This window comes from Megasphaera sp. ASD88 (genome assembly GCF_002287425.1).
Classification (GTDB): Bacteria; Bacillota; Negativicutes; order Veillonellales; family Megasphaeraceae; genus Megasphaera; species Megasphaera stantonii.
This window is the reverse complement of sequence record NZ_NQXW01000002.1, coordinates 77767-90233: the sequence shown is the minus strand read 5'-3', so window position 1 is coordinate 90233 and position 12467 is coordinate 77767. Positions and strand designations below refer to the sequence as shown.

Annotated in this window: 9 protein-coding genes and 1 pseudogene; 3 read left to right on the top strand and 7 right to left on the bottom strand. The window is 57.2% G+C overall.

Annotation, left to right across the window (positions count from 1 at the left end; translation table 11 throughout):
* Positions 1–14 precede the first annotated feature (14 nt).
* On the bottom strand, positions 15–977 hold the full coding sequence (locus tag CJ260_RS02205) for a bile acid:sodium symporter family protein (protein ID WP_087478856.1): 963 nt from the start codon (positions 975–977) through the stop codon (positions 15–17).
* Positions 978–1591: 614 nt separating this feature from the next.
* Between CJ260_RS02205 and CJ260_RS02200 the strand changes: the two genes are divergently transcribed.
* The 3 genes from CJ260_RS02200 (at position 1592) to CJ260_RS02190 (ending at position 5712) form a co-directional block, all read left to right on the top strand.
* Positions 1592–2416, top strand: a complete 825-nt coding sequence (locus tag CJ260_RS02200) for an undecaprenyl-diphosphate phosphatase (protein ID WP_095629006.1) — start codon at positions 1592–1594, stop codon at positions 2414–2416.
* Positions 2417–2732: 316 nt separating this feature from the next.
* Positions 2733–4205, top strand: a complete 1473-nt coding sequence (locus CJ260_RS02195) for a sodium:solute symporter family protein (protein ID WP_233127863.1) — start codon at positions 2733–2735, stop codon at positions 4203–4205.
* A 184-nt stretch (positions 4206–4389) separates the two neighbouring features.
* On the top strand, positions 4390–5712 hold the full coding sequence (locus CJ260_RS02190) for an MATE family efflux transporter (protein ID WP_095629005.1): 1323 nt from the start codon (positions 4390–4392) through the stop codon (positions 5710–5712).
* 33 nt (positions 5713–5745) lie between these two features.
* On the opposite strand, the gene CJ260_RS02185 is transcribed toward CJ260_RS02190, so the two are convergent.
* The 6 genes and pseudogenes from CJ260_RS02185 to CJ260_RS02160 all read right to left on the bottom strand — a co-directional run bounded on the left by CJ260_RS02185 (position 5746) and on the right by CJ260_RS02160 (position 12362).
* Positions 5746–6558, bottom strand: a complete 813-nt coding sequence (locus CJ260_RS02185; protein ID WP_095629004.1) for a basic amino acid ABC transporter substrate-binding protein — start codon at positions 6556–6558, stop codon at positions 5746–5748.
* A gap of 146 nt (positions 6559–6704) precedes the next feature.
* On the bottom strand, positions 6705–8336 hold the full coding sequence (ptsP, locus tag CJ260_RS02180; RefSeq protein WP_095629003.1) for a phosphoenolpyruvate--protein phosphotransferase: 1632 nt from the start codon (positions 8334–8336) through the stop codon (positions 6705–6707).
* Between the two features lie 27 nt (positions 8337–8363).
* Positions 8364–8621, bottom strand: coding sequence for an HPr family phosphocarrier protein (locus tag CJ260_RS02175; RefSeq protein WP_087477747.1), 258 nt, complete (start codon positions 8619–8621; stop codon positions 8364–8366).
* 97 nt (positions 8622–8718) lie between these two features.
* Positions 8719–10665 carry a fructose-specific PTS transporter subunit EIIC gene (locus tag CJ260_RS02170; RefSeq protein WP_095629002.1) on the bottom strand — a complete coding sequence of 649 codons (1947 nt, stop codon included), beginning with the start codon at positions 10663–10665 and terminating at the stop codon, positions 8719–8721.
* A gap of 34 nt (positions 10666–10699) precedes the next feature.
* A pseudogene (pfkB, locus tag CJ260_RS02165) lies at positions 10700–11607 on the bottom strand (1-phosphofructokinase).
* Positions 11604–12362 carry a DeoR/GlpR family DNA-binding transcription regulator gene (locus tag CJ260_RS02160; protein ID WP_095629001.1) on the bottom strand — a complete coding sequence of 253 codons (759 nt, stop codon included), beginning with the start codon at positions 12360–12362 and terminating at the stop codon, positions 11604–11606. Before CJ260_RS02160 ends, pfkB begins: the two are co-directional and overlap by 4 nt.
* Between the last annotated feature and the right edge of the window lie 105 nt (positions 12363–12467).

Genomic DNA, 12467 nt, shown 5'->3' with positions numbered 1-12467 from the left:
ATAGAGATGCTCCTTTATGCCAAGTGAATTGATTCTACATTCTTTACATCTACGCGCTTCCGTTCATCGCGGCGGGCAAAGTAGTTCGCTACGATAGAGCCGGAAATATTGTGCCATACGCTGAAAATCGCGCCAGGAATGGCCGCGGCCGGGCTAAAGTACAGGACGGCCAGCGAGGCGGCCATGCCGGAATTCTGCATGCCCACTTCGATGGACACGGTGCGGGCCTTTTTGGAATCCAGGCGGAACAGGCGGGCCATGCCGTATCCCAGGACCAGGCCGAAGGCGTTGTGCAGCACGACGATAGCCGCCATGAGCAGGCCAACGTCCAGCAGGCTTTCAGCCCCCAGGGCCACGACGCCGCCGACTAGCAGGACGATGGTGACGACCGATACGACGGGCATGACAGGCAGTATCTTTTCTACAGTCCTTTCAAAGAAATGGTGCGCCGTCAGCCCCAGCAGCAAGGGCAGGAGGACCATCTGGGCGATGGAAATCATCATGGCCGTAAAGGATACTTCTATCCACGAGCCGGCCAGGAGCCAGGTCAGGGTCGGCGTAACGACCGGCGCCAGTAGGGTCGTCGCCATGGTCATGGAAACGGACAAGGCTACGTCGCCCTTAGCCAGGTAGGAAATGACGTTGGACGCCGTGCCGCCCGGGCAGGTTCCCACTAAGACGACGCCGATAGCCAGCTCCGGCGGCAGGGCGAAGAGCCAGACCAGAAACCAGGCCGCCAGGGGCATGATGAGAAACTGGGCCACGACGCCCAGCAGGACTTCCCAGGGACGCTGCAGAACCCGCTTAAAATCCTGGAAGGTGAGGGTCATGCCCATGCCGAACATGACGACGCCCAGCAGCCAGCCCACGTAGGGGCCGACCCAGGTCAGGGTCTGAGGCCGCACGGCCCCGACGACGCCGATGAGCAGGACGAAGAGGGCCATGTTGTTCACTAAAAAGCCGCAACATTTTTTCAAGGTATCAACCTCCTAGTAAAATAGTCGGGGCAAAAGAAAAACGCCTTCCGGCGTAGACCGAAAGGCGCACATACACAAGTGCTGCAACCAGCGCGCAGAGACACGAACGCAGCAATCCCCTGCACGCCTGATTATGATGAGTGACCCTTTCTGTCTCGGTCCGTTACGATCCAAGCAGATGCACGTACATCGCGCAAATATAATTATCCGAAAAAGTATAACTCACAAAGGTGATGTCATCTTTTGCCTTGCCCGTATCTTACCACATCAGGCTGAAAGAAACAAGAGTAAAATTTCACAAACTTTTCCCCAAGGCGAAAAGAGCAACGCCTCTTCGCTGGCCATACCGCAGCGGCATATACAACAATGCGTGTTGTATTATCAAAAAACGAATTGACAAGATTGTCCCCATGCTGTTAAAATAAACTATTATTTGCCGCAGCAAGTTGACATGTATTACCACTACCGGCGATAAAATAGTCCTTACCTGTATGCATATATATCGTATAAATTAAACGCCGGCGCGCGATGATTCTGCGGGCCGTTCTCACTGCCAGGGCGGGGGACGGGCCGGTTTCGCCGCCGTCAGGGTTCACAAAAGAGGAGACTTCCCTATGCTTATTGAAATCGCAAAAGCCGTATTGTTCGGCATCGTCCAGGGCATTACGGAATGGCTGCCCATCAGCAGCACAGGCCATATGATCCTGCTGAACGAATTCGTGACCATGAACATGTCGGAAAAATTCATGGAAATGTTTTTCGTCGTCGTCCAGCTCGGCGCCATATTGGCGGTACTCGTCCTGTTCGGCGACAAGCTCCTGCCCTTTACCCTTCGCGGCGGCTTCCGCCTCAAGGCCGAAGCCCTGGCCTTATGGCCGAAAATCGTCGTCGCCAGTATTCCTGCCGGCGTCGTCGGACTGCTGTGGGGCAACGAGCTGAACTCCCTGTTTTTCACCTATCCCGTAGTCATCGTCATGCTGGCCTTGTTCGGCGTCCTGTTTATCGTCGTGGAAAACAGGAACAAGGGCAAAGCTCCCGTCGTCGAAACGACGGCCGACCTGACCTACAAGGCGGCCCTGTGGATCGGATGTTTCCAGCTCATCGCCGCCGTATTTCCCGGGACGTCCCGTTCGGGCTCGACGATTATCGGCGCCCTCATGATCGGCGTATCCCGCGTCGCCGCGGCGGAGTTCACCTTTCTGCTGGCCGTGCCGATTATGATAGGGGCCAGCGCCGTCAAGCTGCTGGACTTCGGCCTCCATTTCACGGCCACGGAGGGAGCCGTCCTCCTGACCGGCATGATCGTGGCCTTCATCGTATCCGTGCTGGCCATCCGCTTCCTCATGTCCTTCATCAAGACCAACGACTTCAAGGTCTTCGGCTGGTACCGGATTATCCTGGCCGCCGTCGCTTCCTTATATTTCTTTATACTCCAGTAACGATCCCGGGCTCCTGCAAGCATTTCCGCAGGGGCCCGGTTTTATTTGTCAAGAAAATAGATTCATCTATTCAAGTATCAGCGCATCTTTCAGGACAAACGTTTTACGTTTCAGAAAACATATTAAATATTGAGACAAAGGGAGAAGGCCATGTAAAATTTATTGGAAAACTGCGGATATTTTCTTCTTTTTTCAATAAACTACCTTGTATTTTTCTCCGTTTTGGAATACAATAATAACATCTTATGTTACTGTTGTTGCACTGTACGGAACTATGGTTGCAATTAGTAGCTTTTCTGAAGGGGATGAATGGAAAATGTCTATTCAGTTGTGTATTGTCATCTTATATATCGTCTTATTATTCGCCATTTCATTTTACGTCAAACGGCGGGCCAGCAAAAACCCGACGGAATACCTGTTTGCCGGACGGCGCTTCTCTACGGGTCTCGTCGCCGTCAGCATTACGGGCATGGCCGTCGGCGCCGCGTCGACAGTCGGCGTAGCCGAAAGCGCCACGACCATCGGCCTGGCTGCCGGCTGGTACAACGCCGCCTGGGCTATCGGCGCCGTCATCATGGGCTTCGTCGCCGCCGGCAAGTACAGGGCCCTGAATTGTACGACTATTCCCGAGCTCTTTGAACGGAGTTACGACAAAAAAGCCCGGGTCATCAGCGTCATCGGCTTATCGCTCATCATGATCTGCATTACGTCGCTGCAGTACGTCGCCGGCGGGTCTATCCTGCACGCCCTCATGCCCGATATCTTTTCCATGCACGCCGGCATGATTACCAGCGCCGTCGTCTTCATCGGCATTACGGCTATCGGCGGCCTCTGGTCGTCGGGCCTGTCCAATATCCTGAGCGTTACGGTCATTTACCTCGGCATTATCTATTCTATGGTACGCATCCTCATCCGCGACGGCGGCATCAGCGGCATCAACGCCGCCTTGCCTCAGGCTGATTTCGGCTGGTTCACTCCCATGGGCGGCCTGTCCTTCGCCGTCCTCATCGGCTGGATCATCGTCATGACGACCCAGGCCATCACGGCCCAGGGCCCCGTGCAGATCGCCTGCGGCGCCAAAGACGTCAACGCCGCCCGCAAGGGCTATATCTTAGGCGGCATCCTGATTTTCCCCGTCGGCTTCCTCTGCGCCGTACTGGGACTGGCGGCTAAAGCCCAGTTCCCCGAACTGAACCCGACGATGGCCCTGCCGCAGATCATCATGAGCCTTGATCCCTTCTCGTCGGGCATGACCCTGGCAGCGCTTTGGGCTGCCGACGTATCGACGGCCTGCACGATTCTCCTCGGAGCCGGCACCCTCGTCGCCCAGGATATTTTCAAGCGTTTCTTCAAGCCCGATATTTCCCAGGCCAATTACGTCAAGGCCAACCGGCTGATCATCCTGATCATCGGCTTAGGCACGTTGTGGCTGGCCTTCAACGCCGTCGGCATCGTCAAGGTCATGCTCATCGGTTTGAGCCTGACGACGGCCTTCACGCTGGTCTTCCTGTGCACCATGTTCTGCCCGTCTCTGTGCCGCAAAAACACGGCCTTCTGGACGACCCTCGTCGGCATCATCGGCCTCGTAGCCTGGCAGCTGTTCCCGGAAGTCCGCGTGCTGCCGCACGTCATCTACTTCGAATGGCTCATCTGCATCATCACGCTCCTCGTCGTCCGCGTCGTCGACAAGACGCCGATTACGCTGCCTACCATCAAGGCAGAATACGCCGAAGAACCGGAGCCGGTACAGCGCGTGCTCCCTTCGGGCTCGGTCAAAACGGCAAACTAACGACATACGCCTCATACAAGCAGTCAGGCCTGCATGTCTGACTGCTTTTTTATCGCCGGAGCCGTCAGAATCTTGACCGGTGAAAAAATATACGATATAGTAAGCATACGGGTGAGCACCTACCGACAGTCAGGCTGAAAAGTCTGGCTGTTTTTCTATATCAGAGGAAAGGGGAGTCCAAGCCATGACCCTGTATTCCAAAGACCATCCTGCCGCCGTCCTGCTCGTCTTCAGCCTGCCCTTGATCCTGAGCGGGATGCTGCAGCAGCTGTACAGCTGGGCCGACGCCTATATCGTCGGCCACGTCGTCGGCGAAGAGGCCCTGGCCGCCGTCGGCATGACGACGGCTGTGAGCAATTTGTTTACTATGTCCATGACGGGCTTTACCCTGGGCCTGTCCATCTTAGCCGCCCAGAAATACGGCAAAAAAGAGTACGAGACGCTGCCCCGCATCTTGTCGGCCTTTCTCGTCCTCCTCGTCCCGGCCTGCGCCTTCTGCGCCGCCGCCGGCTGTATCTGGGAAGAAGCCCTTCTCGACGCCCTCCGCACGCCGGCAGACATCGCCGAATTTACGGGGCAATACCTGCGCGTCATCCTGCTCGGCATGCCCTTTCTGGCCGTCTACAATCTCTACTCGGCCCTGCTGCGGGCCATCGGCGACAGCAGGACGCCCTTTTTCGCCATCGTCCTGTCGTCTGTCGTCAACGTCGTCCTCGACCTCGTCTTCGTCGCCGTCTGCCGCTGGGGCGTAAGCGGGGCGGCCTGGGCTACGAGTATATCGCAAATCGCCATGGCCATCTTCATCGTCTGGTACGCAGAAACGAAGCGGCCCCTGCTGCACCTTTCCCTGAAAGAAAAACTCGTCCAGCCCCATATCGTCGCCCAGGGATGGCGGTTCGCCCTGCCGCCGGCCGTCCAGAGCAGCGTCATGGCCCTGGGTAATATGGCCCTCCAGCAGTTTATGAACGGCTTCGGCTCTGCTACCGTAGCCGCCGTTACGACGGCTTACCGCATCGACCTCATCATGCTTCTTCCCATCATCAACCTCGGCTCGGCCGTCTCGACGATGGTCGCTCAGAGCAAGGGGGCCGGCAATTTAACCAAGGCTCAATCGTTCTGCCGGTACGGCGTCGCCCTGAACGCAGTCATTGCCTTCCTGCTCATGGTCGTCATGGCGGCCTTCGGCGGCAAGCTGGTAGCCCTGTTCGGCGTTGGAGCCGAAGCGGCGTCCATCGGCAGCGAATTCTTCCGGCAAATCGCCGTCTACTACCTGTGCTTCGGCATCGCCTCAGCCCTCCGCGGCACCGTAGAGGGGATGGGCCTAGTCCTGTATTCCAGCATCGTCGGCATCGCGTCCCTGCTGGCCCGCATCGCCTTATCCTACGCCCTGGCCCCATATCTCGGCAACATGGCCATCGCCCACGCCGAAGGGCTGCAGTGGATCGTCATGCTGATATGCTACGTCCCGTACATCCTATGGCAAAAAAAACAGGCTGGCTCGCCGTAATATGCGCGAGTCAGCCTGTTTGCACAGACAATATTATTTTAACGCTTCTTCAGCCGTAGCCGGCAGATTAGGAGCGTCCGTATTGAACCACTGTTTATACAATTTCTGGAATTCTCCCGTTTCCTTCAGCTTCGCCAGGGCCGCGTTGACTTCCTTCTGCAGCTCCGTGTTGTTCTTATTGAGGGCGAAGGCTAAGTATTCCGATTTCGTATCGGGAATGTCGATGATTTCATACTTGCCCTTGCCGTCCTGAGCCAGGAAGTAATCGGCTACGGGCTTATCCAGAATGCCGGCCTGGGCGCCGCCGACCTGCAAATCCATGATGAGCTCGGAGTTGTGGTCAAACTGCTTGATGTTCAAGCCCTTCTGTTCGGCATAGCCTGCGCCGGTCGTGCCCATCTGCACGGCTACGGTCTTGCCCTGCAAGTCGTCGATGGACGTGATGCCGCTGCCGTTGGGAGCGAGGATAACCAGCTTCGATTCGTAGAAGGGAGCGGCGAAGAGGACGTTCTTAGCCCGTTCCTGGGTCATCGTCATACCGGCGGCGGCAATATCCATATCGCCCTGCTGGATGACCGGAATGATGCCGGAGAAGGGAAGGTTATTGATTTGGACTTCCCGGCCCATTTCCTTGCCGACGGCCTTAATCAAATCCATTTCAAAGCCCTTGTAATCTTCCGGATTCGCTTCGTCCTTAAACTCGAAGGGCACAAAGGTAGCGTTCGTAGCGACGCGGAGCGGTTCCTTCTTTTCAGCAGCCGCCTTATCCTGGCCGCCGCAGCCGGCGATCATCGACGCGGCCATCATGCCGGCCAAGGCTGTAACAACGTATTTTGTAAATTTCATATCGTTCATCCCCTTAGTAATCTCAAATACATATGAATTAATTAAGAAAAATTATACAACATTTATTAGTAAAAATGCAATAGATAGCATAAAAAAAGTAATTCCCAAATCGCATGCTTGGGAATTACTTTTTTATGGTCTGCAAGTTACTTGCTCAAATCGAGAGAGCGTACCTTTTCACGCAGGGGAAGCACCAGGGGCGGGCTAACGGATAATTCGTCGACGCCCATGCGCAGGAACGTTTCGGTCAGCGTCAGGTCCGCGCCGAGCTCGCCACAGATGCCAACCCAGATGCCGGCCTTGTGGCCGTTTTCCACGGTCTGCTGAATGAGGCGGAGCACTGCCGGATGGTGGGCGTCGAAGAAGGCGTCCAGCTTCGTCTGCTGGCGGTCGATCGCCAGGGTGTACTGCGTCAGGTCGTTGGAGCCGATGCTGAAGAAGTCTACTTCCTTCGCCAGCTCGTCGCTCATGATAGCCGCTGCCGGCGTTTCTACCATGATGCCCACTTCCATGTCCTTGTCGTAGGCGACGCCTTCGGCGTCCAGCTCAGTCCGGACGTCGGCCAGGATGGCCTTGCACTGCTTCACTTCGTCTACGGAGATGATCATGGGGAACATGATGGCGATCTTGCCGAAGGCCGAAGCCCGCAGCAGGGCCCGCAGCTGCGTTTTAAACAGCTCCGGACGGGTCAGGCAGATGCGGATGGCCCGCATGCCCATAGCCGGGTTTTCTTCCTTGTCCAGCTGGAAGTAGTCGACCTGCTTGTCCGCGCCGATATCGAGGGTGCGGATGACGACGGTCTTGCCGCCCAGCGCTTCGGCCGTCTTCTTATAGGCTTCGAACTGCTGGTCTTCCGTCGGATAGTCGCTGTTTTCCAGATAGAGGAATTCGCTGCGGAACAAGCCGATGCCTTCGGCGTCGTTGTCGAGGACCTGGGGAATATTGCCGGGGTTGCCGATGTTGGCGAAGATCTTGACGCGGCGGCCGTCTTTCGTTTCCGACGCCGCGCCCCGCACTTCTTCCAGACGGCGCTTCCGGTCCGCTTCTTCGCGCTGTTTTGCTTCCATGGCCTGTAGCGTTTCTTCATCGGGATTGATGTATACCGTGCCGGTCAGGCCGTCTATAATGGCCATCATGCCGTCTACGTCCGTATGCAGAGGCGTATCCGTGCTGACGACGGCGGCGATGCCCAGGGTGCGGGCCAAAATCGCCGTGTGGGAATTCGTGCTGCCTGCCGACGTCACGAAGCCCAGGATCTTATCCGTGTCGAGCTGCAGCGTTTCGCTGGGAGCCAGGTCGTCGGCGGCGATGATGACGTGGTCGTATTTGCTGAAATCGACGCCCGGTCCGCCGCACAGCTGCTGTTCCACGCGGCGCGATATGTCGAGGACGTCGGCGGCGCGGGCCTGCATGTAGGCGTCGTCCATAGAGCGGAACATTTCGGCAAACTGCTGGGCCGTCCGGTCGACGGCCGCTTCGGCGTTGAGCATTTCATCGCGGATCTGCCCTTCGATAGAGTCGATATAATCGTCGTCGTCCAGCATCATCTGGTGTACTTCAAACACGGCGGCCTGTTCTTCGCCTACTTTTTCCAGGGCTTTTTCATACAAGTCCTTCAGCTGTTCAATGGCTACCTTGCGAGCATCCTGAAAGCGGGCTACTTCGGCTTCGGCATCCTGAATCGGACGCTGGGCCGTCGAAATCGTGTTGCGGTGGAACAGCGCCAGCGGCCCGATCGTAATGCCGGGAAAGACGCTTTTCCCTTTTAACGTCAGCATGGATACATCCCCCTTATGTCGTAGATATTAGAAGTTTTCCTTGAGGAAAGTTTCAACCATCGCGGCGGCTGCTTCTTCGTCGGCGCCTTCTACCTGGACCGTAACGGTTTCGCCCTGTTTAACGCCGAGAGCCATAATGGTAAAAATCTTTTTCAAATCGCCCTTGCGGGAGCCCTTGAGCATCGTAATAGCCGATTCATACTTTTTGGCTTCCTTGACCAGCAGTCCGGCCGGACGAGCGTGGATACCCATAGGATCGGTGACAGTAAACGTAAATTCTTTCATGTGTAGTTCCTCCTTCGCAGGCGCGTGCGCCCAATATTATATTATGTGAAAATATATTACATACTATAAGTGTATCTGATTTTACAGCCGAATGCAATTAATCAGCCGACTGTTTTTTACGAACAATTCCCATCAGCACGGCCGCGACGACGACGCCTGCCGCCAGAGCCGCGACGTACATGAGCGGATTGGTCACGACGCCGAAGACGAAGATGCCGCCGTGAGGAGCCGGAACGGCGCAGTGAAAGAGCATGGACAGGGCCCCGGCGACGGCCGCGCCGACGGCGCAGGGCGGAATGATGTGCACCGGGTCGGATGCGGCAAAGGGGATAGCCCCTTCCGTAATGAAAGACAATCCCATGATGAAGTTCGTCACCGTAGACTGCCGTTCCTTCGCCGTGAATTTCTGCTTGAACAGCAGCATAGCCAGGGCAATGGCAATGGGAGGCACCATGCCGCCGATCATGACCGAAGCCATGATACCCGAAGAAATCGCTTCGCCGGAGGCGCTCATGAGGGAGGCCGTGCCGAAGACGTAGGCCGCTTTATTGATGGGGCCGCCGAAGTCGATGGACATCATGCCGCCCAGGATAAAGCCGAGGACGATGCGGCTCGTCGTAGTCATGCTGTTCAGGACGTCAAAGAGCCACGTGTTGAACAGGGCCGTCGGCGGGTTGATGATATAGGTCATGATGACCCCGATGAGGACGAGTCCCAAGACGGGATAAATCAGGATGGGCTTCGTGCCGTCCAGGGCCTGGGGCAGGTTGGAAAATACCTTCTTGAGCAGGATGATGAGGTACCCGGCGATGAACCCGGCAAAGAGGGCCCCGAAAAAGCCCGAGCCGCCTGTCGTGGCCAAAAAGCCGCCGACGATGCCCGGCATGAGGGCGGGCCGTTCGCCGATGCTCATGGCGATGTAGCCGGCCAGGATAGGCATCATCATGCTGAAGGCCAGGCCGCCGATGTTTTTCAGGAAGGCCGCCAGAGGCGTGCCCGTGCCGAATTGGGCCGTGCCGGCGTGTTCCATGTCGAAGAGGAAGGCCAGGGCGATGAGGATGCCGCCGCCGATGACGAAGGGCAGCATGTGGGATACGCCGTTCATGAGGTGCTTATAGATTTGACGGCCGGCGCTTTCCTTTTCCGCCGCATCCAGCGATACGGCCTCGGACGACGAGCTTTCGCCGTGGAAAATGGGGGCCTTGCCGTCGAGGACAGTCTGGATCAGTTCTTCCGGAATCTTGATGCCGTTGGCGACCTTCGTAAAGACGACGGGCTTGCCGGCAAAGCGCTGCGTCGGCACGTCCTTGTCGCAGGCGACGATGACGCCGACGGCCCGCTCGATATCCTCGGCAGTCAGATGGTTTTTGACGCCGCCGGAACCGTTCGTTTCGATTTTAATGTCGACGCCCATAGCAGCTCCCTTGCTTTCCAGAGCTTCCGCCGCCATGTAGGTGTGGGCGATGCCCGTCGGGCAGGCCGTGACGCCGATGACGAAGGGCCGGTCCGACGGAGCGGGGGAGGCCGGTTCGTCAGCCGGAGCCGCTTCTGCCTCGGCAGCTTCTTCTTCCGCTTCCGCCGCCAGCTGGGCCGTTTCCGTCTCGTCGATGACGGCCAGGTATTCGTCGGCCGTCTTGGCGTTCATCAAATTTTCCCGGAATTCGTCGTCCATGAGCATACGGCTCAGACGGCTCAGCACTTCCAGGTGGACGTTGGCTCCGCCGGCCGGGGCGGCGATGAGGAAGAACAGGAAGGCCGGCTCGTCGTCCAGGCTTTCATATTCTACGCCCGAACGGACGATCATCGACGCCAGCCCCGGAGCCGACACGGCGTCCGTCTTGGCGTGGGGGATGGCGATGCCTTCGCCGATGCCCGTGCTGCCTTCGGCTTCGCGGGCCAGCACGGCCTTGCGGTATCCTTCCAGATCCGTCACGTTGCCGCCTTTATCCATCAGGGATACGAGATGGTCGATCGCCGCGCCCTTGTCGGCGACGACGGCTTGTAAGTCGATACTTTCTTTTTTCAATAAATCTACAATCCGCATGAATTTACAATCTCCTTTTACCTACAAACCTGCGTTACGGCAGCTGGCCGTATACTTCTTTAATATCGTCTTCCGTCGCCAGCCAATCGTGGAAGGCCGAAGCGCTGCCGGCGCTGATGCCCATCTTGAGGGCCTCCTGCAGGTCGCCGCCCGACGATTCGAAGCCGGCTAAGAACCCGGCTACCATGCTGTCGCCGGCGCCGACGGAATTGACCAGCTTGCCCTTAGGCGACTGCATGCGGTATACCCGGCCGTCTTCGCCGAGGAGCAGGGCGCCGTCGCCGCCGAGGGATACGAGGACGTTTCGCGCGCCCATATCCTGAAGCTTTCTTGCGCATTCGGCGATTTCTTCGTCCGTCTTGAGGACGGTATCGAACAATTCGCCCAGCTCGAAGTTATTCGGCTTGACTAAAAAGGGCTTATATTTCATGACGTTTTTCAGCAAATCGCCCGTCGCGTCGACGACGACCCGTACGGAGCGCCTTCGAGGCGGCGCAGGATCCGTTCGTATATGTCGTCGGGAAGGGCGGCCGGGATGCTGCCGGCCAATACGAGGGTATCACCGTCGGCCATCCCGTCGATCTGGGCCATCAGGGCCTGCAGTTTGTCGTCGGGGATAACCGGCCCCATGCCGTTGACCGCCGTTTCGTCAGCTGCGCTGATCTTCAGGTTGATGCGCGAATAGCCTTCGTCCAGCACGATGAAATCGCAGTCGCTGCCGCATTCCAAAGCCAGCCGTTCTATTTCCCGTCCCGTAAAGCCGGCGATGAAGCCGAGCATTTTCGCCGGAATGTGAAGATTTCCCAGTACCAGCGCCACGTTGACGCCTTTTCCGCCGGGATAAATCGTTTCCGCTTCGGCCCGGTTGATGTCGCCGGCCTTAAATTCCTTCATCTGCACTACATAATCCAGCGAGGGATTGAACGTAACCGTATAAATCAAAGGATATGCACCTCCGTCAAAGATTCGTAAGAACTATAGTCCATGTCTTCTTCGCCCTTGGCCGTGACGACCGTGACCTGGGCCAGGTCTGCAAAGGTAATGTGCGCCGACTGGCCGAACTTGCTGACGTCGGCCAATACGTATGCCTGCCGGCACTGCCGCACGGCTGCGCCCTTGCAGGCCGCTTCCTCCACGTCGGGCGTCGTGCAGCCCTCCTGAGGCGTCAGGCCGTTCGTGCCGAAAAATCCCTTCGTAAAGTGGTAGCGGCTCAGCATGTCCCGCATTTCGCTGCCGATGACCGATTCGGTCTTTCCCTTGACCAGGCCGGGCAGGACGTACACCTTTACGCCACTGCGGGCCAGCTTCTGGGCCGTCGGCAGGCCGCTGGTCACAAAGGACGCCTCGGAGCCGACGAGAAAATCGGCCATCTGCTCGACCGTCGAGCCGCCGTCGAGATACACGAAGTCGTCCGGCCGGACCAGAGAGGCGGCAAACTGGGCGATGCGCCGCTTTTCCCCGATGTGCAGGGAGTACTTGTCCTGCAAATCTTCCATGGCCGCGTCGTAGGCCCCTTCCTTCAAGGACGTCGCCCCGCCGTGAACGCGCCGCAGCAGCCCTTCTTCATCCAAGGCAGCCAAATCCCGCCGAACTGTCGATTCGGAAATATCCAGGTAATTGACCAGCTCCTGAACCGACACGGCGCCGTGCACGTTGACGATGCGCATGATTTCAGCTTGTCTTTCTTCGGTCAGCATGACCCTCATCCTTTCTGCTAAGTTCCTTTACACCTGCATTATACAATCAAATTCTTTCTTTTTCAATCATTTTCTATCATAATTGCGTATTTTTCAATCATTAAC

Coding starts and splice junctions, on each gene's coding strand:
- CJ260_RS02200 (WP_095629006.1), top strand. CDS start 1,592: ATGCTTATTGAAATCGCAAAAGCCGTATTGTTCGGCATCGTCCAGGGC.
- CJ260_RS02195 (WP_233127863.1), top strand. CDS start 2,733: ATGTCTATTCAGTTGTGTATTGTCATCTTATATATCGTCTTATTATTC.
- CJ260_RS02190 (WP_095629005.1), top strand. CDS start 4,390: ATGACCCTGTATTCCAAAGACCATCCTGCCGCCGTCCTGCTCGTCTTC.
- CJ260_RS02185 (WP_095629004.1), bottom strand. CDS start 6,558: ATGAAATTTACAAAATACGTTGTTACAGCCTTGGCCGGCATGATGGCC.
- ptsP (WP_095629003.1), bottom strand. CDS start 8,336: ATGCTGACGTTAAAAGGGAAAAGCGTCTTTCCCGGCATTACGATCGGG.
- CJ260_RS02175 (WP_087477747.1), bottom strand. CDS start 8,621: ATGAAAGAATTTACGTTTACTGTCACCGATCCTATGGGTATCCACGCT.
- CJ260_RS02170 (WP_095629002.1), bottom strand. CDS start 10,665: ATGCGGATTGTAGATTTATTGAAAAAAGAAAGTATCGACTTACAAGCC.
- CJ260_RS02160 (WP_095629001.1), bottom strand. CDS start 12,362: ATGCTGACCGAAGAAAGACAAGCTGAAATCATGCGCATCGTCAACGTG.